Annotated in this window: 30 protein-coding genes; 12 read left to right on the top strand and 18 right to left on the bottom strand. The window is 46.5% G+C overall.

What is annotated here, in order from left to right; all coding sequences use genetic code 11:
* Window positions 1-47 precede the first annotated feature (47 nt).
* The 4 genes from JW727_06570 to JW727_06555 all read left to right on the top strand — a co-directional run bounded on the left by JW727_06570 (window position 48) and on the right by JW727_06555 (window position 2767).
* The gene (locus JW727_06570) at window positions 48-512 is read left to right on the top strand and encodes a GNAT family N-acetyltransferase (protein ID MBN2095689.1); all 465 of its coding nucleotides are present in this window, start codon (window positions 48-50) and stop codon (window positions 510-512) included.
* A 99-nt stretch (window positions 513-611) separates the two neighbouring features.
* Window positions 612-986 (top strand): hypothetical protein, encoded by a 375-nt coding sequence (locus JW727_06565; GenBank protein MBN2095688.1) that lies wholly within the window; start codon window positions 612-614, stop codon window positions 984-986.
* Window positions 987-1102: 116 nt separating this feature from the next.
* Entirely contained in the window at window positions 1103-2281 is a 1179-nt protein-coding gene (locus JW727_06560) for an MFS transporter (GenBank protein MBN2095687.1), read from the top strand.
* Between the two features lie 21 nt (window positions 2282-2302).
* Window positions 2303-2767: a hypothetical protein gene (locus JW727_06555; protein MBN2095686.1), complete on the top strand. Its 465-nt coding sequence runs from the start codon at window positions 2303-2305 to the stop codon at window positions 2765-2767.
* 4 nt (window positions 2768-2771) lie between these two features.
* On the opposite strand, the gene JW727_06550 is transcribed toward JW727_06555, so the two are convergent.
* Together JW727_06550 and JW727_06545 are read right to left on the bottom strand one after the other, a co-directional pair.
* Window positions 2772-2948 carry a hypothetical protein gene (locus tag JW727_06550; GenBank protein MBN2095685.1) on the bottom strand — a complete coding sequence of 59 codons (177 nt, stop codon included), beginning with the start codon at window positions 2946-2948 and terminating at the stop codon, window positions 2772-2774.
* A 158-nt stretch (window positions 2949-3106) separates the two neighbouring features.
* Complete coding sequence (locus JW727_06545) at window positions 3107-3574, bottom strand: hypothetical protein (protein ID MBN2095684.1); 468 nt, start codon at window positions 3572-3574, stop codon at window positions 3107-3109.
* A gap of 100 nt (window positions 3575-3674) precedes the next feature.
* Here JW727_06545 and JW727_06540 point away from each other — a divergent pair, with 100 nt between their 5' ends.
* Window positions 3675-4460 carry a hypothetical protein gene (locus tag JW727_06540; GenBank protein MBN2095683.1) on the top strand — a complete coding sequence of 262 codons (786 nt, stop codon included), beginning with the start codon at window positions 3675-3677 and terminating at the stop codon, window positions 4458-4460.
* A gap of 13 nt (window positions 4461-4473) precedes the next feature.
* Here the strand turns inward: JW727_06540 and JW727_06535 are convergent, their stop codons facing one another.
* The 7 genes from JW727_06535 to JW727_06505 form a co-directional block, all read right to left on the bottom strand.
* Entirely contained in the window at window positions 4474-6024 is a 1551-nt protein-coding gene (locus JW727_06535) for an excinuclease ABC subunit C (protein MBN2095682.1), read from the bottom strand.
* A 50-nt stretch (window positions 6025-6074) separates the two neighbouring features.
* Entirely contained in the window at window positions 6075-6524 is a 450-nt protein-coding gene (locus JW727_06530) for a hypothetical protein (GenBank protein ID MBN2095681.1), read from the bottom strand.
* A gap of 59 nt (window positions 6525-6583) precedes the next feature.
* A complete protein-coding gene (locus JW727_06525) occupies window positions 6584-6871 on the bottom strand; it encodes a hypothetical protein (GenBank protein ID MBN2095680.1) in 288 nt (95 codons plus the stop codon).
* 56 nt (window positions 6872-6927) lie between these two features.
* The gene (locus tag JW727_06520; protein MBN2095679.1) at window positions 6928-7674 is read right to left on the bottom strand and encodes an ABC transporter permease; all 747 of its coding nucleotides are present in this window, start codon (window positions 7672-7674) and stop codon (window positions 6928-6930) included.
* The gene (locus JW727_06515; protein MBN2095678.1) at window positions 7674-8258 is read right to left on the bottom strand and encodes an alpha/beta hydrolase; all 585 of its coding nucleotides are present in this window, start codon (window positions 8256-8258) and stop codon (window positions 7674-7676) included. Before JW727_06515 ends, JW727_06520 begins: the two co-directional genes overlap by 1 nt.
* Entirely contained in the window at window positions 8255-9280 is a 1026-nt protein-coding gene (locus JW727_06510; protein MBN2095677.1) for an ATP-binding cassette domain-containing protein, read from the bottom strand. Before JW727_06510 ends, JW727_06515 begins: the two co-directional genes overlap by 4 nt.
* A 79-nt stretch (window positions 9281-9359) precedes the next feature.
* Window positions 9360-9836, bottom strand: coding sequence for a hypothetical protein (locus JW727_06505; protein ID MBN2095676.1), 477 nt, complete (start codon window positions 9834-9836; stop codon window positions 9360-9362).
* 77 nt (window positions 9837-9913) lie between these two features.
* On the opposite strand from JW727_06505, the gene JW727_06500 reads away from it, so the two are divergent.
* A complete protein-coding gene (locus tag JW727_06500) occupies window positions 9914-11128 on the top strand; it encodes a TIGR00375 family protein (protein ID MBN2095675.1) in 1215 nt (404 codons plus the stop codon).
* Between the two features lie 44 nt (window positions 11129-11172).
* Here JW727_06500 and JW727_06495 read toward each other — a convergent pair whose 3' ends face one another.
* From JW727_06495 to JW727_06480, 4 genes are all read right to left on the bottom strand, one after another.
* Window positions 11173-11583: a hypothetical protein gene (locus JW727_06495; protein MBN2095674.1), complete on the bottom strand. Its 411-nt coding sequence runs from the start codon at window positions 11581-11583 to the stop codon at window positions 11173-11175.
* A 60-nt stretch (window positions 11584-11643) separates the two neighbouring features.
* A complete protein-coding gene (locus JW727_06490) occupies window positions 11644-11919 on the bottom strand; it encodes a ribonuclease P protein subunit (protein MBN2095673.1) in 276 nt (91 codons plus the stop codon).
* 114 nt (window positions 11920-12033) lie between these two features.
* Window positions 12034-12606 carry a 30S ribosomal protein S4 gene (locus tag JW727_06485; GenBank protein ID MBN2095672.1) on the bottom strand — a complete coding sequence of 191 codons (573 nt, stop codon included), beginning with the start codon at window positions 12604-12606 and terminating at the stop codon, window positions 12034-12036.
* 1 nt (window position 12607) lies between these two features.
* Window positions 12608-13081 carry a 30S ribosomal protein S13 gene (locus JW727_06480; protein ID MBN2095671.1) on the bottom strand — a complete coding sequence of 158 codons (474 nt, stop codon included), beginning with the start codon at window positions 13079-13081 and terminating at the stop codon, window positions 12608-12610.
* A 146-nt stretch (window positions 13082-13227) separates the two neighbouring features.
* Between JW727_06480 and JW727_06475 the strand changes: the two genes are divergently transcribed.
* Together JW727_06475 and JW727_06470 are read left to right on the top strand one after the other, a co-directional pair.
* A complete protein-coding gene (locus JW727_06475) occupies window positions 13228-14166 on the top strand; it encodes a hypothetical protein (GenBank protein ID MBN2095670.1) in 939 nt (312 codons plus the stop codon).
* Window positions 14167-14211: 45 nt separating this feature from the next.
* Window positions 14212-14895: an archaeal proteasome endopeptidase complex subunit alpha gene (locus JW727_06470; protein ID MBN2095669.1), complete on the top strand. Its 684-nt coding sequence runs from the start codon at window positions 14212-14214 to the stop codon at window positions 14893-14895.
* 104 nt (window positions 14896-14999) lie between these two features.
* Here the strand turns inward: JW727_06470 and JW727_06465 are convergent, their stop codons facing one another.
* Window positions 15000-17102, bottom strand: a complete 2103-nt coding sequence (locus JW727_06465) for a cation:proton antiporter (GenBank protein MBN2095668.1) — start codon at window positions 17100-17102, stop codon at window positions 15000-15002.
* 73 nt (window positions 17103-17175) lie between these two features.
* Between JW727_06465 and gatB the strand changes: the two genes are divergently transcribed.
* Complete coding sequence (gene gatB, locus JW727_06460; protein ID MBN2095667.1) at window positions 17176-18612, top strand: Asp-tRNA(Asn)/Glu-tRNA(Gln) amidotransferase subunit GatB; 1437 nt, start codon at window positions 17176-17178, stop codon at window positions 18610-18612.
* A gap of 55 nt (window positions 18613-18667) precedes the next feature.
* Window positions 18668-19087 (top strand): hypothetical protein, encoded by a 420-nt coding sequence (locus JW727_06455; protein ID MBN2095666.1) that lies wholly within the window; start codon window positions 18668-18670, stop codon window positions 19085-19087.
* 298 nt (window positions 19088-19385) lie between these two features.
* Here JW727_06455 and JW727_06450 read toward each other — a convergent pair whose 3' ends face one another.
* Window positions 19386-19994, bottom strand: coding sequence for a hypothetical protein (locus JW727_06450; protein ID MBN2095665.1), 609 nt, complete (start codon window positions 19992-19994; stop codon window positions 19386-19388).
* Window positions 19995-20093: 99 nt separating this feature from the next.
* The gene (locus tag JW727_06445) at window positions 20094-20555 is read right to left on the bottom strand and encodes a hypothetical protein (GenBank protein MBN2095664.1); all 462 of its coding nucleotides are present in this window, start codon (window positions 20553-20555) and stop codon (window positions 20094-20096) included.
* 381 nt (window positions 20556-20936) lie between these two features.
* Between JW727_06445 and JW727_06440 the strand changes: the two genes are divergently transcribed.
* Complete coding sequence (locus JW727_06440) at window positions 20937-21152, top strand: hypothetical protein (protein ID MBN2095663.1); 216 nt, start codon at window positions 20937-20939, stop codon at window positions 21150-21152.
* A 25-nt stretch (window positions 21153-21177) separates the two neighbouring features.
* Here JW727_06440 and JW727_06435 read toward each other — a convergent pair whose 3' ends face one another.
* The gene (locus tag JW727_06435; protein ID MBN2095662.1) at window positions 21178-21435 is read right to left on the bottom strand and encodes an elongation factor 1-beta; all 258 of its coding nucleotides are present in this window, start codon (window positions 21433-21435) and stop codon (window positions 21178-21180) included.
* A gap of 126 nt (window positions 21436-21561) precedes the next feature.
* Between JW727_06435 and gatA the strand changes: the two genes are divergently transcribed.
* Window positions 21562-22944, top strand: a complete 1383-nt coding sequence (gene gatA / locus JW727_06430) for an Asp-tRNA(Asn)/Glu-tRNA(Gln) amidotransferase subunit GatA (GenBank protein MBN2095661.1) — start codon at window positions 21562-21564, stop codon at window positions 22942-22944.
* Between the two features lie 65 nt (window positions 22945-23009).
* Here the strand turns inward: gatA and JW727_06425 are convergent, their stop codons facing one another.
* Window positions 23010-23216 carry a hypothetical protein gene (locus tag JW727_06425; GenBank protein ID MBN2095660.1) on the bottom strand — a complete coding sequence of 69 codons (207 nt, stop codon included), beginning with the start codon at window positions 23214-23216 and terminating at the stop codon, window positions 23010-23012.
* Between the last annotated feature and the right edge of the window lie 106 nt (window positions 23217-23322).

Below are 23322 nucleotides of genomic sequence, written 5' to 3'. Positions count from 1 at the left end.
TGCAGAAATCCAAACTGTCCTTAGCCACTAGTTATTTTCTCTATATTATGGCATTCACAGTCAGGCAAGCCGCAGAAAGCGACATTAAGGCACTGGAAAAGTTCCAGCAAAAGTCCACAGATTATGTAAGGCCCTTCGACCCTACCCTCAAAAAGAAGGGCCGGATTGAATATTACAAGGTTTCGGACCTGATGAAGTCAAAAAAAGTCCTGCTGCTTATCGTCGAAAAAGACGGCAAAATCGTAGCCTGCGGATACGGGGAGATAAAAGATTCGCCCCATTTCATGGAAGAAAAGCAATTCGGGTATGTCGGCTTTATGTTCGTTTTAGAGGAATTTAGAAGGCAGGGCATCAGCAAGCTTATTCTGGATGAATTATTCCAGTGGTTTAGGAAAAAGAAAATAAAAGACGTAACCCTGAAGACCTATTCCAAGAACACCTATGCGATAAAGTCCTATGAAAAATACGGCTTCAGGCCTATGGTTACCGCCATGCACGCTCGGATAAAGTGACTTCTTTTTGGCTTATCTCGAGCAATTAGCTTAATTGAAAGATAGTGGGCCGCTAGAACAGAACTTTGGCTTTAATCTATATACTGATAGGGTAAATATATGGAGCTCGAAATCGCAATATACCTTGCAAGGTTCTGGGGAAGCCTGTTCATGATTCTTGGGGGACTATCGGTTGGAGCGAAGTTTCTTGGGCGTGTCATTAATTACACTGATGACAAAAGCATAACTGTTTCTACCGGCTACATAACCTTTTTGATGGGTTTAGTCACCGTAACGCTGCACAATGTGTGGGCTCCCGACTGGAGAATTGCCATCACACTTTTGGGGTGGGCCACCTTGCTGAAAGGAATCGAAAAGATAGCTTTCCCTGGAAGGATAAACAAGAAAGCGCAGATGTTCAAAAAACATTCTGCACTCTGGGGGGCAGTCATATTCCTAATCGGAGCGTGGTTTTTCTGGATGAGCCTTGGCTAAGGAAACTTATCCCCGAGCCTTTTTGGCCACTTCATCAGAGTAGAACCTGATGCAGATCTCATCAGCAAAGGGGTTGCCAATATTTTCCCGCCTTCCCCTCCTAAAAAATATATATTATGCCAGAGAAAAAAGAGCCTAAGAAAAACGGGATATTCGGCGTGGACTTTAACGTGTTCATGCTTGGTATCGTCAGCTTCCTTACTGACGTCAGCTCAGAAATGATTTTCTCGGTGTTTTCAATCTTCTTTACTGTAGTACTTGGAGCTTCTGCTGCCCTTTTAGGGCTGATAGAAGGCCTGGCTGACTTTGCCTCCTCGTCTCTCGATTACATTTCCGGGGCGCTCTCTGACAAAACCGGAAAGAGAAAAAAGTATGCTGCTATCGGCTACGGCTTTTCTGCGGCTGCAAAGTCCCTGTTGGTTTTCGCCAGCACCGTCCTTTTCGCCTCAGCTTTTCGGGTACTCGAACGCCTGGGAAAGTCTTTCCGGGGGCCGCCAAGGGATGCCTGGATATCATCCCTTTCCACAGACAAAAACAGGGGGCTGTCCTTTGGCCTGCATAAGGCGCTTGACAAATCAGGGGCAATAGTTGGGCCACTAATTGCATATTTTGTCCTTGACTTTTACGGAAGCACAATGGGCACGTTCCAGATGCTTTTTGTCATAGCCCTTGTGCCTGCAATCCTTTCGGTCGCGCTCCTGCTTCTGATTAAGGAAAATCCTGCCTCGCCAAGGAAAAGGGAAAGCATATTCACCGCTCATAAGACCATGAAAAAGGAGTTCCATCACTACCTGAAGTCCGCAGGTATTTTCTCGCTCGTCTATTTCAGCTTTGGCTTTCTTCTCCTCAAGGCATACAGCATCGGCTTTGCAATTAAGGACGTCGTTTTACTGTACGCCCTCTTCAATGTCGCGTTTGTCATCGTCGCCGTCCCGATCGGAAAGCTTGGAGATATTATTGGAAGAAAGAAAATCATAATGCTCGGCTACCTGACTTACGCCATAATGTCGCTCGGTTTCGTCTTTGCCGCAACAAAGCTTGACGTAATCCTTCTATTCCTTCTCTTTGGGGTTTTCTATGCAATCGACGAGGCGCAAAGCAAGGCGTACATTTCAGATATTGAGAAAGACCAGAGGGGAACCGCCATTGGCCTGTACAACTTCGTAACAGGCCTCATTTACCTCCCGGCATCAATTATTGCAGGATTCCTTTGGACAATAAGCCCCTCCTACGCGTTCCTGTTTGCAACAGTCATGTCACTGGCGGCTCTCGCATATTTTTCGCTGAAAAGCTAAAAGACTTGCGACCGATAAATTATGGACACTGCCGATTTGAAAGCCCTGGTGAAAAGCATCGTCGTGAAGGCCAATACTCTCAAGAACAAGCACACCTCTGAAAAAGAGGCATTTGTAAACTATGCCTGCATTTTCTCCCAGAGCAAAGAAAAATACGAGGAACTGCTTGAGGCGGCAGGAAAAATGGGAAAAATCATCAAGGAAACGCCGACAGGACCTCTTTTTCATATTGAGCCGCTGGAAACTGGCTCAGGCACTCTCAGGATCCTGAAGATTCGCGCCCCCGACCTGACAAGGCCAGAAGAGGGAGACGCAGACTTCACAGTTTCTGGCTTTTCGGCTTTTCAGGAAAAATATCTCACCCGGCCCGGATTCAAGCTAATCGAAAGGGAAAAGTTTGTGATGATTGAACTTATGGACCCAACCTTCAGTGTCAGGGCGTACTTTTCAAACCCGCCTCTCGACAGGCAATTGAATATCGGCTGAGGTTTCAATTCCATTCAGCGCTTCTCTCCTTCTTGGCTTTCCGGGATTTTATGTGGCTTTTGGAAAGGCCTGCCCAGGAAAGCATGCCAATTGCAGCCAAAACGGCTTCTCTTTCATCCTCCTCAAGAGGGTACTTTTCCAGCAGTTTTTTCAGGGCGGAAATGGATTTGGCAGGGTCCATAATTATAGAAACAATTGGAAGACCTAACTCAAAAAAGACCTTCCTTAAGAAACACATACCTGCTAAAAGTCTACGCTGAGGAGGAAGAAAACTACGAAGCGTGGGTCAACGAAAAGACTAAAAAAGGATTCCCCATAAGTGCCGCCTCACACCCGGCCCTATACCTCCTCTCCCTTGTGGCTAGCCCGTCTTGCCCTTCTCGCCTCCTTTGTCGGGCCTAGCTTGTCCCATAAAACGCCCAGAAGGACAGCGCTCAGGATGAAATAAATGGCAAGGACGCCGCCCATTGAAAAGGCAAATGAGTAAAGCATTCCCGCGGGTATCAGGACAAGAGCAAGAAGCGATATTGTGATAATGACCGCCAGGTGCAGGAATATGCTCTTGACAATGCTCCCTTTGCCCGGAAGAGTTTCGTAAATGTAGGAGAATATGAGCCCCAAAACCAGGCCATCGACAATCCCCCGGATTATGTTTGCAACAAGCCCCGCGGCAATCACGGGAAAGTACTGCGCGGTGAGTTCCGAGGAGGTGGAAAAGTAAAAGAATGCTACCAGAATTGCAGAGAAGATTTCAATTACGGCGCCCGAGAGCGCTCCGGATTTTATGCCTCTTATAAGGTCTGCCATAAACCAACTAGCAAATTGCAATATTTAAGGCACCCGGGTTAAGCATAACCAATTACAAGCTAGATACCACCAAAAAATAAGTATTTCAATATTAGTCTTTATGGCAGGAAAAGTAGAGTTTCCGCCCCTGAAGGCGGCAAAAATAGCAGACATTTCCGACAGCGCGGGATTTAATACCCTGGCACTGGAGAGAGAAATGGTAGCATATAACGGAGGCATAAATTTATCCCACATAAAGACCCTCTGGAGGCATGACGGCAAGCTCCAACTGAAATATGTCCCCTGCTTTAAAGCCGACGAATTGTATGAAAAAGGCCTGCTCGAAACGGCTGAGCTTTACCCTTCCATCGACGGCCCCTGCTCGATGATAATCAACTCAAAAGAGGAACTTGAAGAAGTAATGTCAAAATGCTACCAGGTCTCCCATCACCACTACATTCTCGGAAAACGGCATAATCTAAAGGGCTTATTTCCAAAGGACTGCTGCGGGACCTCCTCAAGAAGTGTTGCGTTTTCGCTTATGGAGCATGGATTTCCTAATGCCGCTTTTGGCTATTCATTAAAAGCTGGCCATGGGTATGTGTTGCTCCCATTTGTGACAAAAGATGAAGGCATAGAAGGATGCGTAATCACAGACCCTACCTACAACCAGTCTGATGCAGTAGACCCCTGGGTCAGAAATCCCGTATTCATCAAGCTAGGCAGCAAGTGGAAAGACACGACCGAGTGGGGAGATAATGATAACATGTTTCCACAATATGTCCTCGGCCTGGATGTCCTGAAAGAATCACCCCCCCGTATCGACAGTCTCGCCTATTACTGGAATATTGGAAGCCTGTATCTTGGAAATGCGTTTTCAAACCCAATCGATCTGAAACAGTTATGAATGCGGCTCAAAGTCAGTCCTTCATGCTCCTGCTCCTGAGGAGCCGCTGGTACTTTATCGCAAACCTGTGGGCTTCGTCCCTTATCTCCTGGACGAACTTGAGGGCAGTTTCCTTATGGTCCAGGGCAACAGGCGCAGCCCTGCCGGGAAGGTAAATCTCCTCTTCTCTCTTTGCAATCGAAATTACCGGCAAATCAAGCCCAAGCTTCTTTATTTCCGAAAGGGCGAAATTAAGCTGCTCCCTTCCGCCATCAATTACTACAAGGTCAGGCAGTTCGCGGCCTTCCTTAATCAGGCGGGAGTACCTTCTCCTTACAACCTCAGCTATCGCCCTAAAGTCATCGATTCCTGAAACGTCTCTTATCCTAAACCTCCTGTAATTTCCCTTGTCGGGGATACCGCTTCTAAACTGCACCATCGATCCCACCATCGAAGTCCCTGAAAGGTGAGAGATATCAAAGCACTCTATCACTTTTGGCAGTTTCGAAAGGCCCAGCTTTTTTTGGAGGGCCTCTACCTTCTTTGCGTTTCCGTAAAGCATAATCTCGATATTTTTCCTGACAAGCTCCAAAAGCTCGAAGCGCTCACCTTTTTTCGGGACGACAACCTTCACCTTTTTTCCCGCCTTTTCTGTAAGGTAGTCTGAAAGCGCACTGCTTACCTCGTCAGGCACTATTACAAAGCTTGGTATGCGGATTTCAGAGTAGTACTGCACAAGGAACTCCTCCAGGAAATTTTCCCTGTAGTCGAATGAAAACTCCTCCTTGTGGTCAACCGTTCCAAGGCAGGCATTGAAAAGAAATAGGGTGACCCTGCCGCCGTCAATGACATAGTTTAGCACATCCTCATCATAGTCCTTCTGGCGATCCATGTTCTGCCTTTCTTTAAGCTTTTCGAGGGAGTCAAGCTGGTTTTTTAGTTCAAGGGCTCTTTCAAAATTCTGCTGGCGCGCCATCTCACCCATTTCCTCGTATATCTGGGCTTTTGCCTCATCTATGTTTCCGCCAAGGATTTTTCTCACCCTGTCAAATGTGCGCCGGTACTCTGCCGCTGAAATTGTTCCCCTGCAGGGCGCCTGGCAGCGCGAGATATGGTAGCGAAGGCATGGCTTAGTTGGAAGCTTCTTGCACGTTCTTATCCTGAAAGTTTTCCTAAGAAACTTAAGAAGGTAATCTCTCCTTTCCGCTGAAACAAAGGGCCCAAAATACTGCCCACCTTCGCTCTTGTTTCTTGCAACAACAAGCCGGGGGAACTCCTCGTCAGTTATCCTGATATAGGCATACCTTCTCGAATCGCGAAGGTCTATGTTGAACTTGGGCTGGTGCTTTTTTATGAGAGTGTCCTCAAGAACATACGCCTCAACTTCATTGTCGGTAACCACGAAATCCACAGAATCAATATTTTCCACAAGAACCTGGGTCTTGGCATCCAGACCCTTCTTTCGAAAGTAGGACTTGACGCGCTTTCTGAGGTTTTTTGCCTTCCCGACATAAATCACTTTCCCTTCTTTGTCCTTGAAGAGGTAGCTGCCAGGGTTTTCCGGTATAAGCGACAGGTCCATCATAATTGGTCTGGGGCAAGATTTAAGTCAGGCCTTTTTGCAAGCCCCTATGCTCATGCCTTCAAGACGACAAAACTTGCAACATACTCCGAAGTTTCTATTTTCCTTCCCGCAGTAGGATACGGCTCAATTCCGGTAATCTTCACTGAATATCCGGCAATGTTTTTCGTGGCAATGCTTGTGTTTCCGGGACGGTGCGTCAGGTTGAACCTGCTAAAGCTCCTGTTCTCGCGCAAAAGCTCCACGGAAACCGTTGCCTGCCCCATCCAGAAGCATTCCAGCCCGACCGGGCACCTTGAGTCTGCTGTCACATTCAAGAATCTCACTTCAAGCTCTTCTCCCCTTATAAACATGTGCTCTCCCACGCTAAGGTTAAACTCCTCACCCGGCTTGGAAAGTGGGAAATCTACAGGAGAGGATACTTCCTGCCCATACTTCGCTGCAAGAACAATTATTATCAGTGCAATTGCGCCGAAAAGCCAGCAGTACCGGTCTGTTCCCATAATTACCAATACTCTGCTATATTTATGAAAAAGTAGTCCCATCCAACACCAAAATCCCGCTAGTAATACATTTGCGGGTCTATTTCGTATTTGAAACGCTTAAAGGGCTCCGCTGCCGGAATATTGTCTCTTTTTGAAAGCATCTCCTGGAGAATTGCTGCGTGTTGCTTCTCCTCCCCAAGGATTCGGATAATGTCTGAGCGAAAGCTGGTTTCCCTGACAAGGGACAGAATCTCCTCATAAGCATTGATGCACTCAAATTCCGCCGTTATTGCAAACCTCAAAAGCGCCTTTTCAAGCTCAATGTTACTGAGGTGGCGTATATCAGGAGGCAATCTTGCAGGCATATTTCGGCTAAAACTTACCCTTATTAGCCAAATATTATATTTAAACAAATCTGGGATTAGACCTTTACCTTCCTGAAAAGCAGCCCTCCCGCCATGACCATTGCTGCTGAAAATCCGGCCAAAACCGCAAAGCACAGTATAGGATTAATCTGGGATGCGCCAAAAAGCCCGTACCGGATTCCCTCCACTCCATAGGTAAGCGGGTTCAGGTGAGCAATAACCTTCAGGATTTCAGGAGCATTATCTATCGGGAAAACTGCGCCCGAAGAGAAAAATATCGGGAAGAGAACGAAATTCATTATAAGCTGGAAGCCCTGCATATCGTCCATTTTAGATGCGATTGCTATCCCAAAGGCGGTAAGAGAGATTCCGATTAATGCCATAAAGCCGATGCAGATAGCAATTCCCGGCAGGGTGGGCCTAAAGCCGACTATCAGAATCGAGAGGAAAAATATCAGCAGCCCCTGAAGGATTGCTGTTGTTGCGCCTCCGAGCGTTTGCCCAAGCATTATTGCGTTTCTTGAAACCGGGGCTATGAGGGTCTCTTTCAAAAAGCCAAACTGCTTGTCCCAGATAATCTGGATTCCTGAAAAGATTGATGTAAACATGACTGTCATCGCGATAATCCCCGGAACAATGAATACCTGATAGTTCTGCCCCAGCCCCGGAATAGAAAATGAGCTCAGGCCGTAGCCAAGGAGAAGGAGGAAAAACAATGGCTGGCCCAAGCTTCCAAATATCCTGCTCTTGCTTCTAAGATAGCGTTTCATGTTTCGAAGCCATATAGTGTAAACCGCATCCATCATCCTGCCACCTCCAGTAGTTCCTGCAAAGCCAGCGGAAACTCCGTAATCCCGTCTCTTGCTGTAAAGTGCCCCCTGGCGTGCTGAACAATTGTCTTTGCGCCTAGCTTATCCCTGAAAAGCTTTTCCTGTTCTAGCGGAATAAACGGGTCATTATCCGAAAAAATTGCAACAGACGCGCCCAGGATATGCTTCACCTTGCCAAAATCCACATCCCCTTTTATCCAGGATTTTACAATTTCAGATTCCTCCGCGCTCAGGTTAGGCATTTCCAGAATCTGAATCCAGCCGGCAACAAAAACTGCTCCTCCACATCGCTCCTTTTCCTTAAAACTTTCGATAGTCCTCATTATAGTCTGGCACCCCATGCTGTGCCCTATGAAGTAGGTGTCCTTGTCCAAGTGCCCAACCTCTTCACGCAGTTTTTCCACCCATGCCCCCACTTTCGGAAAATTCGTGTCAGGCATCTCGGGGGCAATTACCTTAAATCCATTTTTCTCAAGCTCCCCCTTAATCCAGGAAAACCAGTTCCCATCTGGCTTTTCCCCCCATCCATGAACCAAAAAAACCCTCCTTTCCTTCATCTTCTTCCACCCCAAACCTTATGGCGCATTCTCATAACGTCCGCCGAGCTTGCCTCCTGTTCCCGTATGGTCTTTCCCGTATAATGCAGGAAAACATCTTCAAGTGTCGGCTTGTTTATCGTAAGAAAGCCAATCTTAATCTTGTTTTTGTATGCCTTGTCAAGAATCTCAGGCACACGCTTTCCCGCATCCTGGACGTGAAGCGTAATCTGCCCATCATGGATTTTTACGGACTTGCACCACTTGCAGCCCTTCATAAGAAGCCCAATTTTCTCTCTGTCTTTTGTTTCCATTGTCACAACATCCCCCCCAATGGTGTCTTTAAGCTCCTGGGAAGAGCCAGCAACGATTATTTTTCCGCGGTCGATTATTGCAATCCTGTTGCAGAGCTTGTCTGCCTCGTCCATATAGTGTGTGGTAAGGATTATAGTAAGCCCGTTTTCCCTGTTGAGGCGCTTTACATAGTCCCATATCTTATTTCGGGTCTGCGGGTCAAGCCCCAGAGTCGGCTCGTCCAGGAACAGGACTTTCGGCTCGTGGAGAAGCCCCCGGGCAATCTCAAGGCGACGCCTCATTCCTCCGGAAAAAGTCTTTACCAAAGAGTCCGAGCGGTCATCAAGACCAACGAGCTTAAGGAGCTCATGAGCATTCTTTTTCCTCTCATCAGGCGGCACGCCATAAAGCCGCCCGTGAAAGTCCATATTCTCATAAGCCGTAAGCTCTTCATCCAGGGAGGAGTCCTGAAAAACCATGCCTATAGAAGACCTCACACTATCCCTTTCCAGCACAACATCGAAGCCGTTAACTGCGGCTTTTCCGCCGTCAGGCATCATAAGCGTTGCAAGCATCGAGAGTGTTGTTGATTTCCCTGCGCCGTTAGGCCCTAAAAACCCGAAAATCTCCCCCTCCTGTATCGTGAAGCTGATATTATCCACAGCAGTAAAATCGCCAAATTTCTTTGTAAGCCCCTCTATTTGCACAATGGGCTTTTTCCGTATGGGGCTTCTTTTCCTGGCAGCCATTATTTACTTTGCACGCTTAATACTTCACCATTTCAGCAAGAAACTTTTAGGCAACAGAAACCGGGGCTAAGAGGCAGGGCTAAAAGAAAGCAATATTTCGCTGGAACCGGAATTCCCTCTTTGGCGCCTCATTATTCACAGGTATTACAACCTGGCCGTAAAACTCGGGCATGGGTTTCTTGGAGCCGTCTTTCTCACTTTTCCAGGATATTGTAAGCTCGCAGCGGGCGACCGCAATGCCGTTTTTCCTTCTTGCCTCCCTTATGAGCCCTTCTATCCCTTGCTTAAGGGACTCTCTTGGCGAAAGGTTCTCCTGAACCTGCCTAAAGCAAACAGAATCTATCCTGAAAGGGCCGCTGGATTTGCCGGCCCTGCCGGAGTTCTCCATAAATTCAGATACCGGAACCGACAAAGCAGGGACATCCCCGCCCCGGTACTCCATAAGAACTCCTTCAAAAAGCGACTGGGAATAGGGGCTTTTTAGGTTCGGCCTTCTGGGAAGAGTCGGAGAGTCAATATCCTCTGCCCGGTTCCAACCAAAAATCTTTCCAAGCATATATCTATATACCTAGGTATATTTATATCACAAAATCTGGCAGTAATCCCCTTATAGCTTCTTTTAGAATAGATTTTATGGTTCTAGAGTTCAATGCCGACCTTCATATACACTCAAAGTACGCCCGCGGCACGTCAAATGATATGGAAATTCCTCTTTTGGCAAAGCAGGCAAAGCTCAAAGGAATCACTCTCCTTGGAACCGGCGACTGCATTCACGGGAAGTGGCTTGGCCACATTAAGGAAAACCTGTCCGGGGAAGGCATATATGATAGAGAGGGGACAAAATTTGTCATGCAGACTGAAGTCCAGGACAACCAGAGGGTGCACCACATCATATTTCTGCCTTCAATATCAAAGGCAGAAGAGCTCAGGGAAAAGCTAATGCGCCACTCGTCAAACCTTGACGCAGACGGAAGGCCCTGGCTCAAGCTGAATGGAGAGGAAATCGCAGAATTTGTGATTTCCTGCGGCGGGCTTATCGGGCCTGCCCACGCCTTTACACCATATTTTGGAGTTTACGCGCATAACGACACGCTGCAATCATGTTACGGAAAGAATACAAAAAGCATACAGTTTCTAGAATTGGGCCTGTCAGCCGACAGCATACTTGCAAACGGCATTTTAGAGCTTAAGGGCGTAACGTTTCTTTCGAACAGCGACTGCCATTCTCCATATCCCCTGCGGCTTGCACGGGAGTTCAACCGCCTCCGTTTGGAAGATTTCACCTTTGAGGAGTTTGCTAAAGCCCTTCGGGGTGAAAACGGGCGGGGAGTCATCCTGAACTGCGGATTTTACCCTGAGCACGGAAAGTACCACGCCACAAGATGCAAGACCTGCCTTGCTTTTTACTCGCTTGATGATGCCATAAGGCACAAGTGGCGCTGCCAGAACTGCGGAGGGGTTATTAAGAAAGGTGTTGCCGACAGGATAAGGGAGCTTTCCAGCTATGAAGGAAACCCTAACCGGCCAAAGTACATTCACATCTACCCATTGACCGAAATAATAGCAACTGCCTATGGGATAACAACCCTCTCCTCAAGCAGGGTTTCCAGAATCTGGGAAATGTTCGTGGAAAAGTTCGGAAACGAAATCGAAGTCCTGATTAACGCGCCAATCGAAGAAATTGCCAAAATTGACGAAAAAACCGCCCAATATATCCGGGCGTTCCGGGAAGACAAAATAGAGCATATACCGGGAGGCGGAGGGGTTTATGGAAAGCTTCTTCCGCTCGGCCAGAAGGCAGAAGTCGAGCAGTTTAAGAAAAAGCAGATGAATTTAGGGGACTTTTAAAAATACAAGAAAGGCCAAAATAAAACAAACCTGAAAAAAAGTTTCTAGAACAGGCCGAAAAGCTTCTTTCTCTTTGGCTTAGCGTCTATTGCCGCCACAACTGTTACTGCAGGTGTCATTGCAAGGGCTAGCAGAATCAGATCATCACCGTATAGATAAGGCCCTCCAAGGTACTCCCAAACCATAGCCAAGGTTACAAACATCGCCACATAGAGAATCCCAAGCATCAGCCCTTCCCTTACAGGGTCTCCCATTTTGCAGTTCTTGAAGTAGTACCTTACAGAAATCACATAGGCAGCCACCAGCATCACTGAAAGGAGCAGAACCGACAATATCATGTCTGCCTCAGGCCCAAGCCAGCCCACCCTCTGCTCGACTATGGATTGTGGAAGTAAAATCAGCAAAGGAACACCAAAGTACAAAAGCGCGGAAACGATTTCCTTGCGAACGTCCATAAATATTGATTGGATTTAATAGTTATTTGACTGTTACAAGTCTCCCTGCAGAGTTTATGGTTACCAGTCCTTAAACTTGCCCGTAAGCCGGTTTTCGGGGCGCAGGTTTATGATTTTCCCGTCCACCAAAATCTTCTCTGAAACGAAAAGGAACTTGCAGATTTTCTTCTGGACTTTCTTTGTGCCTGCGGGGGTTTCAATCTCAAACATATTTCTTGTTTCATCGACAAGCCGACCCTCAAGCCCGATAAGGTCTTTATTTGAGCTTTCCACTACCCGGACAGTTTTCCCTATGAACTCTCCCCTTAGAAAATCAATTATTTCTTCCTTTGCCATACTTGCCATACCCTTAAAAAAGAGATAAAGCAGTTAAACAAAACAATCCTGAAGCGAAATGATAAATCCCGCATAAGATGATTCAAACGCTAAAAAATTCGGGTTTGGCTGGTTTTATTCACTCTTCTGCTCGGCTTCTGCCGACACTTCCTCCTGCTTTGCCTCAGACTCGACCCCTTCTGTTTCCGCTTCCTTTGGTTTTTCCTCTGGTTTTGGCTTTAGCTGTTTTGCCCTAAGCTTTATGTTTGCCTCCTCTTCGACATTTACAATGTAGTTAGGCATATCGACGATTGTATTTCCAATGAGAATCCTCCTGTGCACAATGAACTGCCTTGCCTGCTTAAGTGTTGTTGCGATGCCCTTTTTCACGACAAGGGTCTGAAGCCGCCTTTCACAGACATCCTCAAGGTTCAGGTTCAAAACGTCATCAAGCGTGAAGCCCTCGCTTCCGATGCCAAGCCGGGTCAGTTTTGCCATAAGGACCTTTTCATCATTGATGTCGTGTGTTGCAAGAATGTTTCTTGCACGCCTCTTGAGGTTTTTAAAGTACTGGCTGAGCTTCCAGATTTCCCTTTTTCTCCTAAAGCCATACTCTTTCTTAAGCCCTGCCTCGTACTCTATTCTGGCCCTGTCGAACGGCTTAAGCGGCCTTCCAAATGAACTCCTTAGTTTCCTTGGGCTTCCCATATTACTTCTTACCTCCCGCCTTGCCTGGCGCTTCCTTCTTCTTTGAGACTCCTATCGCAGAGCCGCCCCTGAAGTGGGACTTTGTCCGCTGTCCTCTTACCGGCTGGCCCTGCTGGTGCCTTATTCCTCTCCAGCATCTAAGTTTTTTGACAAAATCAATGTCAATTTTCTTCTTGAAATCAAGGTTTGCCTCAACATAATGAGCATCCTCACCGGTTTCCCTTTCTTTTCTGTGGTTTAGCATCCAGACAGGCAAATCGTATTTTGAAGGGTTAAATATAATATCCTCAAGCTTTTCTATCTCTTTCTCCGTAAGATCGGCTACTTTCTTCCTGGAGTCTGCTCCAAGCTGAACCCTTATTGCGTGCGCATACGCTTTTCCGACGCCCTTAATGCCCCAGAGAGCCCTCTCTATGGGTAGGGCGGAATCAACGTCCTTTCTTGCAATTCGGATAATCTTCTTGGTTTCTGCCATAACAATCAATTGAAAAGTTTAAATTAAGGGAGCTTTGGAAAGAAGAGAGTCTAAAATGGCAATTAACCCGAAAGGGAGTGACTTTAGGCAAAAATTAATGCTTAGAAAAGCTTATATAGTATTAATCATTATCTATTAGTGGTAATATGATTAAAGAAACTGGCTCGGAAAATCTCTACAAGGATTCAAGCCTTGTCAGAGCGCTTAATCCCGTTAATGGATGGAAAGACTTGTATCGGGACCTGACTTACTATGACCTATTCCCCGAAAGCCTGCCTGGCGGGAAAACCACTCAAAAGGCGCTTAATGTCGCTGCGATTCCCGCTTCCTTTTATGCCCTAATGGGGACCCCTTTAATAAAGCCCTATGTTGTAGCGCATGAACTTACTCACGCAGCCACTAATATTGCAACCGGAGGCACAAACGAAGAGATAGTGATAGATAGTGCTCTTGGGGGCGACTTCCTTCGTGAGATTTTCCCACTGATTGAATCCAAAGACCTCTCCCAATTAGACATTGCGGGTTATGTAAATCCAGACACTTTTGGCCCCTGGCCTTCTGATGCGCTAGTTGCTATAGCCCCGAACGCCATATCCATGGCGCTGGGAGCTGAATTGCTTTATGAAGCTAAAAAAAGAAAGTCCCTCCCGCTCGCTATTGCCGGAAGCTCTTTAGTTGCGGTTCCTGTTTATCAGCTACGCATTTCATCGGTAGATGAAGAAGTTGTAAAAGCAACGGATATGTTTAAGGAACTTCCAGAAGGGGTCCCCGCCTTTAATGTAGGCGATTTCAGCGCAGCTGGCGGAGAACTGGTCTTTGAACCCTTGAATGCCCTAAGCCGTATTTTTGAAGAAAATGGAGCAGAAGCTGCAGAATTAGTTTACAGCCCGGAAATGTATCCTTATGTAATTGCTATGCTGGGTATTTCTTTCCTTGCAGGAATTGCTGTGGCGGGAACTACCTATGGCCTCGGTCGGGCCGCAGTGAATAAGCTAAGAAGGTGGAAAGGGGGACCTTCTGAAGATGCTCCCGAGCCCTCGCAAGGAACCAAAACCGCAAAAGCAGCCGACTATGCATCGGCTTAATCGGGGAAGGGCAAAAAGATATATTATTTAAACCCTAGTTAATCTATGGCAGATATGGACTTACCTAGCCAAATGGGTTATGACAGGGCGATTGTAGTATTCTCACCAGAAGGGAGGATTTACCAGGTAGAGTACGCTCTCCAGGCAGTAAAGCTTGGAAAGACCTGCGTTGGAGTGGTATTCAAGGATGGAATAGTCCTTGCCGCATATACCCCAGACACAAAACTCCAGCTGAAGGGAAAGGCGACAAAAGTTGCCGCAATCGACAAGCACATGGGCGCTACCGCCTGTGGGTTTACTGGAGACGCAAGGGCCCTAATTGACATCTTAAGGGTGCACGCGCAGATACACAAGATGACCTTCGGGGAGCCGATTGACGTTTTTGTCCTGGGAAAGAAAATCGCAGACAGGATGCAGCTCTACACTCAGTTTGCAGGAGCAAGGCCTTATGGGGTTGCAATTCTCCTGGGTGGCGTAAACGAAGAATCGATACTTTACGTAATAAACCCTTCAGGAACTCTTGACCGGTGGCTTGCAAAAGCCCTTGGAAGAGGGGAGGAAGATGCGCAGAAATACCTGGAAAGCAACTACAAAGACGATATGACTGAAGAACAGGCAAAAAAGCTCGTCGTTTCGTCAATCGAGGCCGGAGAGAAGAAATTCGGGCAATTCGACAAGAAATCGATCGAGATGATGGTTATCCGAAGGGGAGAGCCAATCCACTACTAAAGCCAAAAGAAGCAAAAGCCAATCCAAAATCGACCATTTTTATAAATTTTAAAAGTTTTAAAAATCTTCTCGCCGGCAAGGCCATTGCTTTTACGAAAGGGGGCTTATTTTGGCCTATGCCCGACTTTTGACCTTATCTCAGAAATTATGCTTTCCCGCCGCTCATTTAATCCCTTCATAAATTCGGGCTTGAAAAAGCCGGACCGGTCTGCAAGTTTGAATATGTCCTCTCCAATCTGAACGGAAACTTTAATGCGATTCATCGCCGACTCAGTTCTCCAATCAAGGGTTTCGCGGTGGTTGGTATTGATTAGCTCCAAGAGCTTTTCAAAAGAGTTCATTGCGCTATTTACCAGAATCTCCAAATCTTCCTCTTCGGGAGCTGTCCTGAACCCATCCTCATTATCTTTTGGAATTATGAGCTTGACTCTTAGCAGGTTCTCCTCGAAAGAAGCAAGATATCTCGAAAGGTCATTAAGAGACCTTTTCTTAAGCGCCCCTTCTTCCATCCGGATAATAAAGTCATCGATATTCTGCCTGAAAAGCCGTAATGCCGTCCTAAGGCCCGAAATCTCGCTTCTGAGCGATGCCTTATAAAGCTCTCCGATGATTATATCCTGCTTTACGGAAATAAGCCGTGTTGTTACCGCAGCCAGAAGCAGCCACCCGCAGACAACTTCAATAATGGCAAGTATCTTGAACAGCCCAAAAGGAAGAATGTCTCCATAGCCCGTGGTTGTGGCTGAGATGAAACTAAAGTAGATTGTATCCATCAGGTTATTCACCGAGCCACCATTTTGGTAGATAAGGCTGTTTTCGGGAGTCTGGCCATAGAAATAAATCAGGCCAAATGAAAATATTACGAAGAACCACAGTGCAAAAATTCTCGTAAACGTGAGCTTGTCAACCCAGGTTTGAAGCCGGCGGACGCGCCGCTCCATCCTCTGTTCGTCAACGATAACCTGCAGCTTGTTGGCATCGACAAGGTGCTTTATGAATTGTATGCCCTCTCGTCTGCCCTCTCCGGAATGAATCGCTTCCCTTATCAAAGTGGACTTGTCCACAAATTGGCGGAAAAAGCTTATCCAGAACGGGCTTATTATAAGGGAAAGGGCAATCAGCTGCAGGGTCAACTGGTAAGCGCTTGATGAAATAAGCCCCAGGCCAAGCCCCATTGCGATAAGCACAAAGCTGAACTCTCCAATCTGGGCCAGGTAAGAGCCGCCATAAAGACTGTTTCTCCAGGATTCCCCGCTCCACCTGAAGATAAAGGCATTCAGAATGCTGTTGACAAAGAAAAGGGCAAGCAGAAGCAGGCCAAGCTCAAAAGCGTGGGCGCTTAGGTATTCCAGGTCAACCATCATGCCAATTGAAATGAAAAAAAGCGCAATGAAAAGAACCTTAAATGGCTGAAGGTTTTGGGTAATCCATTTCATCTCCCTTACTGAGGAAATGGACATTCCTGCAATAAATGCGCCAAATGCTGCAGAGAGCTGAAATGACTCGCTCAGAACTGCAATTCCAAAGCACATGGCAAGAGCTGCCAAAACCTGAAGTTCAGGGTCCGATTCTATCCTTTTCCCAAATGGAAGCTTCAAAAATCCGTTCCTGACAATGCTCAGGACAAGAACAATTACAAATATCCCTCCGGCAAGGTTCAGCAGAAGCCCTGTTACGTTTGTCGCTTCACCCGACAGGGCTGACAAAATCATTATCATTGGAATTACTGCCAGGTCCTGCATTACAAGGATCCCAATCACATCCTGCCCAAGCTTTGTGCCAATCTCCTCTCTGGACTCAAGAATCTTGACGATTACTGCAGTGCTGCTCAGGCTTATCACAAAGCCCATCAAAACCATCTGCCCAAGAGGCCAGGAAAATATATGGCCTATAAGAAAAACCACGCCAAGACTGAGAATAATTTGGATGAGGGTTCCAAAAATCGCAAGCTTCCAGCGCTTCACGAGCGTCGAAAGGGAAATGCTTGCTCCTACAAAAAACAGCAGCAGCATAACGCCGAGGTTTCCCAGGCCGGAAATCATGCTCCCTTCAGAAATAAGCTTAAGCCCATATGGGCCAACCAGAACCCCGGCAAGCAGGTAGGCAATTACAGAGGGCTGGCGCATAAATCCCATTATAAGTCCAATTACGAGGGCAGCAAGCGTAATCATTACGAAACCAAAAAGGTAAGGGTCAGCATGGACCATAAAGAATATAGGCGAGAATTTATAATCCGACAGTGCCTGGAAAAAGGGATAAGAAATATCTATAGGTTATTTTATGGAAGGCATAAGAATAGGGCTTGAAGTCCATGTGCAGCTAGACACGCGCTCAAAATTATTCTGCTCCTGCGCAAACGAAAACGCAGAGCCAAACACAAATGTATGCGATGTGTGCCTCGGCTTTCCGGGAACCAAGCCGCGGCTAAACGAAAAAGCGATAGAGCAGGGCATAAAGATAGCACTTGCCCTCGGCTGCAACCTCAACAGGAGATTTCTGTTCTCGAGGAAAACTTACTTTTACCCGGACTTGTCCAAGGATTACCAGATTACCCAGCAGGAGGTAAAGCTTGCAAGAGGTGGGTCAGTTAAAATCAACAACAAAGAGATTCGGCTCCGGGGCATTCACCTCGAGGAAGACCCTGCAAGGATTGTAAGAAAAGATGACTGCTGCCTTCTTGATTACAACCGCTCCGGAACTCCCCTGGTCGAGATAGTGACCGAGCCGGACCTGTCAAGCCCCGCCGAAGCGCGGCTTTTCCTGCAAAAGCTCCAGCAGATTATTGAATACCTTTACGTAACTGACTTTAGAAAAGAGGGATGCATGAGGATGGACGCAAACATTTCCGTCACCCGATTTGAAAACGTTTTCGACCCATTCCTCGGAAGGATGGTCGAGCAGAAAAAAGATGGCGAAAGGGTTGAAATCAAAAATATCTCCGGCATAAAGGACGTCGAAAAGAGCCTGAGCTTTGAGATAATACGCCAGAAAAACGTGCAGGAAGTAAAGAGGGAAACCCGGCTCTGGAATGAGAAGACCAAGACCACCACAAGCGCCAGGGCAAAGGAAGAGGAGGAAGACTACGGATATATATTTGAGCCGGACCTGCCCATCATGGAAATTGATGACGAGCTTCTTAACAAGGTCCAGTCAAACCTCCCGGAGCTTCCTGACCTGAAGAAAAAGAGATACCTGAAAATGGGCACGATTTCTGAGGAGATTATTGACACAATTCTTACGGAGCCCGAAATGGCAAATTACTTCGAGTACCTTTGCGAAACCCACAGCGAAAAGCCAGCCGCGACAATACTTGCAAAATACGTGAAAAAGACCCTCAACTACCACAACATTTCGCTTAAGGACAGCGGAATCGAGATAAGGCACCTGAGGAGGCTTCTCGACCTGCTCCAGGATTACAAGATAATGGACGATGTTGCCGAGCTTGTCATCAGGGAGATGGTTTACGACGCCGTCAAAAAGCAGAAGGTAAGGGAGCCGGACCATGTTCTGCGAGACCTGAAGCTTGACAAGCCCCTGGAAGAAGAGCAGCTCGAAAAGTATGTCCGGGACGTCATACGGGGCAACGCAAAGGCGGTTCGGGACTACGAGAACGGGCATGAAGAGGCATTCAACTACCTCGTCGGGCAGGTGATGAAGAAATCCGGGCGTCATGCGTCACCGGGAAGGATAAGGGAGATGATTAAGGATATGATTTAGTCTAAAGCCAGACTAACACCATTAACGCCTAGAATATACTCTGCAAAAAAGAATTATGGAGAATGATTTTACGATTGCATTCTTACTTGGAATAATCGCCACATTTATTGCAGAAGCAGTTATAGTCCTCTTCAAGCGTGAATTTTATGATAAACGCTATCTAAAAAGAAAGTTCAAAAATATTATTGGTACTTATGTGCACGACAATGGAAAGGTACGAGTAGTACATTTAATCGGAAATGATTTTAAGGCAATAGGTCGGGAACGTAACGGGATTGAATGGGAAAGCCACCTGAGATATCTTGGAAATTCTGTTCTTACCGGATTTTATGACTGGAGACCTACTTCAAATTTGAACGCTTGGGGAGAACATACTTTGCACATACTGCCCAATGGAAATATAAGCGTCATTTGGGTTAACAAGGGTATAGATCACGAACAAAAAGGACGGCTTATTTGGAAAAAGGTGTCTTAAGCTGCCAATAGCTTCTCTTGCGCTTATCAGACCGCTGTTATTCCTGCGAAGCAGGAATAGGGTTCTTTTGGGGGTGTCGGCCCTTTTCTTTCCTAAAGAAAAGGTCTGACAGCGGAGGGAGGGAGTCGCACCCTCTTGGTCCGGTAACCGCTTTTGTTTCTGCGAAGCAGGAATCTGCTTTCTTTGGGTGAACCTCAGCCTTTCTTTTGCAAAGAAAGGGTAGGACTGCAGCCGGATGCATAGCTGTTCTGCCACCTCCGCGTAATTCTATTTGAATTTAAATCAATTAATGCCAGATCTACCGGTGAGCCCTGGAAAAATCATAAAGAAATCGTGCTAAAACTACCTTATTAAATTCAAGTTCGCTTTCTCCGCTTCCTCTACCAGCATCCCTTATCCTTGCAGGGATAACTCTTATCTCGCCAGGAGATGCTTCTATGTGAAATTCAGCAAAATACCTGACTGAATTGGGATAAGGGGTGTCTAGCTCAACAAAAACTCCTGGAGATACCTCAAACGCATTGCAGACCGCAAGGGAAAATTCCAGGTTGGTACTTCTTGGAGTTCTCTCAAGAACCTCCAAAACTGACCTTCTTTTGGAGCCTGAAGGATTTTTGCCCAGATTTGTAAGAATATACCCCTTAAGAAAGTGTTCCTGTGGATCATTAGGCGGAGTCAATATCTCACGGGACAGTTGATCAGCATAACAATATAGCAGATCATGAGCTTCTTTATACGGTTCTGAGGAGGCGCTAAATTCCAAGGAACCTGCATCCCGATACATTTGTGTTCCAGTTTTGCCACCACGAGTCTTCCTTGAGCGTATTTGTTCAACATTTCCAAGAAGAAGGGTTTCTGGCATCTCCAAGTAAACAGAAGTGTCTCTATACCGGCCTTTCTCGTCCAAACAAAGACCGATTGGAAACCTATCTGGAAGACCAGAATTAACGCTACTAAGTCCAGTGCCCATGAAAGTAAAAAGTAATTATTTAAAAAAAACAATAATCTATCTAGGAGAGTATTCTGGAAAATCCTGGGAAAGGCGCTCCATAACCACCTGAAGGTCTTTCTCCAGTTGAGGCGTTTTATATCCTACGGAACTTTGCTTGATGTAAATTCTGCGAGGATAATTCCTAAAATCACGGTCAGAACTAAGTATATAAGCCCCTCCATAAAGAAAGGCGATATCTTCAATATCCATATCGAGCATACGACGCTTTAGCCCAAAAATAGGCTCTTCTCTGACAACACTGGAAATCCTGTGCGCCGTAGCATTTTCGCCAACTGCAGCTATCAGCATCTGCGGTATATTCTCATCTGCAAAGATCAAGTAACTTGGCGGAAAATCCAAGACAGCAGAATAATCCGATCTGCCTGAACTTCCCCCGTTGCATCCTTCCAGTACTTTGAAAAAGAGCAACTCCCCACGATAGAGGTTAGAACCGGGAAGAGTTTTCCTGAAAGGCATAACTAGAGAAAGCAATGCTTTTTTTTAAGCTGGAAAAAAATACGATTGTCTGGCAAAAGCATTACAAAAAACGTACAAAGTTCCAGAAAAAGAAAATAGAGTATCCGTTCGCCCATCACCAATCATCGCCGAAATCGGCTCAATTTTTTGTTTTCGTCATCTAAATGTACTTGTTTTAATAGCAATACTTGAGAAACTTAAATTCCAAAAAACCTAAGGGTATGCATGGCAGAATTGGGTTATCTGGGCCCGGCTTACAGCCACGACTTCTGGGTTGAAAGAGACCCGGAACTGGTATAACTGATTGTAAGCGGAGCCAAAGACTATGAAGCTTCAAAACGGCTGAACGGGTCCAAAAGAATTAGTGCCCTTGAGAGAGCAATGAAAAATTACGAAGACGCGAACAAAAGGGCAGAAAAGCTTCATCCAGACATACACTGGAACTTCTACCCCCAGCTGGCCCGTCGTCTGGTTCCCGTCTACTCTGCGCTTGGAGAAATTTATTGCAAAAGCCCGGACCCAAAAGCAGCCCTAAAAGCGAATTTTTACTTCAGAAAGCACGAGCTTGCCCTGTCAGTATCAATGGGCATCATATAAGCCAAAAACAAACAGCAAACTGTGTCTAAGCAAGGGTTACGCCCATGCTCTTCACCGAGCCGACTCCCTCTACTTTCTCAAGGTTTGTCTCGATTTCGTCGGTGTTGCCTGCAGCCCCTTCCGCATCCTCGATGATAAAGGTCACCTCAAATGCGCTGAGCCCGAAGGCAATCGGCTTTTTTTCGATTTTTCCGGGATTAAGCTTTTTGAGCCCTTCCTCCACCAGGTCAACTGACTCAATGCTTTCCGGCATTATTTCGTAACAAAGAATTGCTTTTCCCATTTAGAAAGAAGGGCTAAATGTTAAATATGGCTCAGCAGGGGTCCGGCTGCAGCCCAAAGAGCGTATTTAAGCAAAAAAAGAGGAAAAACGCGGCACTTTCAAAACCTTATAAAATCTAGGTATTTTATGGACCTTAAGGAATATCTCGAAAACCCCAACCAGGGGGAAGTATTTGAAAAGATATGGAAGGAAGTTGACAGAATTCAGGGCAAATTCGGGCCCTTTATTACAGTTTCAAGAGACGAAGCGCTAAGCCACTGCGAGAAAATGGGCGCAAAGGAAAGCTTTCCAGGAGTCCCAATTTCCGTAAAGGACTGCCTCTGCACAAGCGGGATAAGGACGACCGCAGGGAGCAGGATACTTGAAACTTATGTCCCCCCATTTGACGCCCACGTGGTTGAAAAAATAAAGAACTTCGGTTACATCATAGGAAAGACCGCAATGGACGAGTTTGGCTTTGGCACTTTTTCCATGAACTGCGCTTTCGGCGTTCCCAAAAACCCGCTTGACCCCAGAAGAAGCTGCGGCGGCTCTTCGGGCGGCGCCGCATGCCTGACTGCAGCACTCCAGAACCTGCCACACGTTGCAATGGCAGAATCAACCGGCGGCTCCATATCCTGCCCCGCCTCTTTTTGCGGAGTGGTCGGAATAACACCCACATACGGAAGGGTTTCAAGATATGGAATGATAGACTACGCCTCTTCCCTCGACAAGGTCGGCATAATCGGCAAAAACTGCTTTGAGGCCGCATGGGGCCTATCGAAAATTGCCGGATTTGACGAAAGGGATTCCACCTCAATAAACCGAAAAGATGAGGATTATACGAGCTTTCTTGAAAAAGATCCCTCGAAAATGAGGGTGGGCGTTCCCAAAGAATATTTCGAGGGTGTCAATGAAGAGATTAAGCAGGAAATCTGGAGGCAGATAAAAAAGCTAGAGTCTGCCGGGATAAAGTACGAAGAGTTCTCCCTTGCTTCCACAAAGTATGCGCTTCCGTCATACTACATAATCGCGATGAGCGAGGCATCTACAAACCTTGCCAAGTTCTGCGGCATAAGGTACGGCTCAACCCTTGAGATTGAAGGAGGGTACAACGAGTTTTTCTCGAAAGTCCGCGGGAAGTACTTTGGGCTCGAGGCAAAAAGGAGGTGCATTCTTGGGACATTCTACAGGAAATCCGGCTACAGGGACAAGTATTACCTTAAAGCCCTGAAGGTCCGAGCACATTTGATAAAGGAATTCAAGTCTGCTTTCCAGAAGTTCGACTGCATCGTTACGCCCACAATGCCGATTGTCGCTCCCAAGTTCACAGACATCGCAGAGCTTACGCCTGCCCAGCACTACGCAATGGACATCCTGACTGTGGGGCCAAACCTTTGCGGAGTGCCTCACCTGTCCGTTCCTGTCGGCAGAAGCGAAGGAATGCCAATAGGGCTTCACATAATCGGCGACCATTTGCAGGAAGGAAAAGTTTTCCAGCTTGGAAGCTGCATAGAGAAGCTTAACTAGAAGCCAGACCTTAAAAATGTGCGGGAGAAGGGATTCGAATTCAAGGAAATCTTCTTCCCCGACCTTCAGGCATTATTCCGCGAAGCGAAATATTTGTTTTCTTTTTGGTCCTGGAGCTTTTTCTTTTTCAAAAGAAAAAGATTCACCCTCGCAGCGACTAACGCACAGGATTTCTTAAAAGAGCTTTTTCGGCAGTCATCGCCGTTTTTCGGCTCCAAACTTAATTTCTTAAGTCCTGCTCCTTTAACCATCATTCCGCCCCATTCCTTCATGGGATTTAAAGGCAGAAAAAGCGTTGGCCAGACTCGGACACTCCCGCAATATAATTTGGATTAAAATAAAGCATCGGCTCTGTCAGAAAATATCAAAACAAGACAA

The organism is Candidatus Aenigmatarchaeota archaeon, assembly GCA_016932615.1.
Lineage (GTDB): Archaea > Aenigmatarchaeota > Aenigmatarchaeia > QMZS01 > QMZS01 > JAFGCN01.
The sequence above is the reverse complement of the archived record's forward strand: the minus strand, read 5'-3'. Positions and strand labels throughout refer to the sequence as shown.

Coding starts and splice junctions, on each gene's coding strand:
- JW727_06570 (MBN2095689.1), top strand. CDS start 48: ATGGCATTCACAGTCAGGCAAGCCGCAGAAAGCGACATTAAGGCACTG.
- JW727_06565 (MBN2095688.1), top strand. CDS start 612: ATGGAGCTCGAAATCGCAATATACCTTGCAAGGTTCTGGGGAAGCCTG.
- JW727_06560 (MBN2095687.1), top strand. CDS start 1,103: ATGCCAGAGAAAAAAGAGCCTAAGAAAAACGGGATATTCGGCGTGGAC.
- JW727_06555 (MBN2095686.1), top strand. CDS start 2,303: ATGGACACTGCCGATTTGAAAGCCCTGGTGAAAAGCATCGTCGTGAAG.
- JW727_06550 (MBN2095685.1), bottom strand. CDS start 2,948: ATGGACCCTGCCAAATCCATTTCCGCCCTGAAAAAACTGCTGGAAAAG.
- JW727_06545 (MBN2095684.1), bottom strand. CDS start 3,574: ATGGCAGACCTTATAAGAGGCATAAAATCCGGAGCGCTCTCGGGCGCC.
- JW727_06540 (MBN2095683.1), top strand. CDS start 3,675: ATGGCAGGAAAAGTAGAGTTTCCGCCCCTGAAGGCGGCAAAAATAGCA.
- JW727_06535 (MBN2095682.1), bottom strand. CDS start 6,024: ATGATGGACCTGTCGCTTATACCGGAAAACCCTGGCAGCTACCTCTTC.
- JW727_06530 (MBN2095681.1), bottom strand. CDS start 6,524: ATGGGAACAGACCGGTACTGCTGGCTTTTCGGCGCAATTGCACTGATA.
- JW727_06525 (MBN2095680.1), bottom strand. CDS start 6,871: ATGCCTGCAAGATTGCCTCCTGATATACGCCACCTCAGTAACATTGAG.
- JW727_06520 (MBN2095679.1), bottom strand. CDS start 7,674: ATGGATGCGGTTTACACTATATGGCTTCGAAACATGAAACGCTATCTT.
- JW727_06515 (MBN2095678.1), bottom strand. CDS start 8,258: ATGAAGGAAAGGAGGGTTTTTTTGGTTCATGGATGGGGGGAAAAGCCA.
- JW727_06510 (MBN2095677.1), bottom strand. CDS start 9,280: ATGGCTGCCAGGAAAAGAAGCCCCATACGGAAAAAGCCCATTGTGCAA.
- JW727_06505 (MBN2095676.1), bottom strand. CDS start 9,836: ATGCTTGGAAAGATTTTTGGTTGGAACCGGGCAGAGGATATTGACTCT.
- JW727_06500 (MBN2095675.1), top strand. CDS start 9,914: ATGGTTCTAGAGTTCAATGCCGACCTTCATATACACTCAAAGTACGCC.
- JW727_06495 (MBN2095674.1), bottom strand. CDS start 11,583: ATGGACGTTCGCAAGGAAATCGTTTCCGCGCTTTTGTACTTTGGTGTT.
- JW727_06490 (MBN2095673.1), bottom strand. CDS start 11,919: ATGGCAAAGGAAGAAATAATTGATTTTCTAAGGGGAGAGTTCATAGGG.
- JW727_06485 (MBN2095672.1), bottom strand. CDS start 12,606: ATGGGAAGCCCAAGGAAACTAAGGAGTTCATTTGGAAGGCCGCTTAAG.
- JW727_06480 (MBN2095671.1), bottom strand. CDS start 13,081: ATGGCAGAAACCAAGAAGATTATCCGAATTGCAAGAAAGGACGTTGAT.
- JW727_06475 (MBN2095670.1), top strand. CDS start 13,228: ATGATTAAAGAAACTGGCTCGGAAAATCTCTACAAGGATTCAAGCCTT.
- JW727_06470 (MBN2095669.1), top strand. CDS start 14,212: ATGGCAGATATGGACTTACCTAGCCAAATGGGTTATGACAGGGCGATT.
- JW727_06465 (MBN2095668.1), bottom strand. CDS start 17,102: ATGGTCCATGCTGACCCTTACCTTTTTGGTTTCGTAATGATTACGCTT.
- gatB (MBN2095667.1), top strand. CDS start 17,176: ATGGAAGGCATAAGAATAGGGCTTGAAGTCCATGTGCAGCTAGACACG.
- JW727_06455 (MBN2095666.1), top strand. CDS start 18,668: ATGGAGAATGATTTTACGATTGCATTCTTACTTGGAATAATCGCCACA.
- JW727_06445 (MBN2095664.1), bottom strand. CDS start 20,555: ATGCCTTTCAGGAAAACTCTTCCCGGTTCTAACCTCTATCGTGGGGAG.
- JW727_06440 (MBN2095663.1), top strand. CDS start 20,937: ATGAAAAATTACGAAGACGCGAACAAAAGGGCAGAAAAGCTTCATCCA.
- JW727_06435 (MBN2095662.1), bottom strand. CDS start 21,435: ATGGGAAAAGCAATTCTTTGTTACGAAATAATGCCGGAAAGCATTGAG.
- gatA (MBN2095661.1), top strand. CDS start 21,562: ATGGACCTTAAGGAATATCTCGAAAACCCCAACCAGGGGGAAGTATTT.
- JW727_06425 (MBN2095660.1), bottom strand. CDS start 23,216: ATGAAGGAATGGGGCGGAATGATGGTTAAAGGAGCAGGACTTAAGAAA.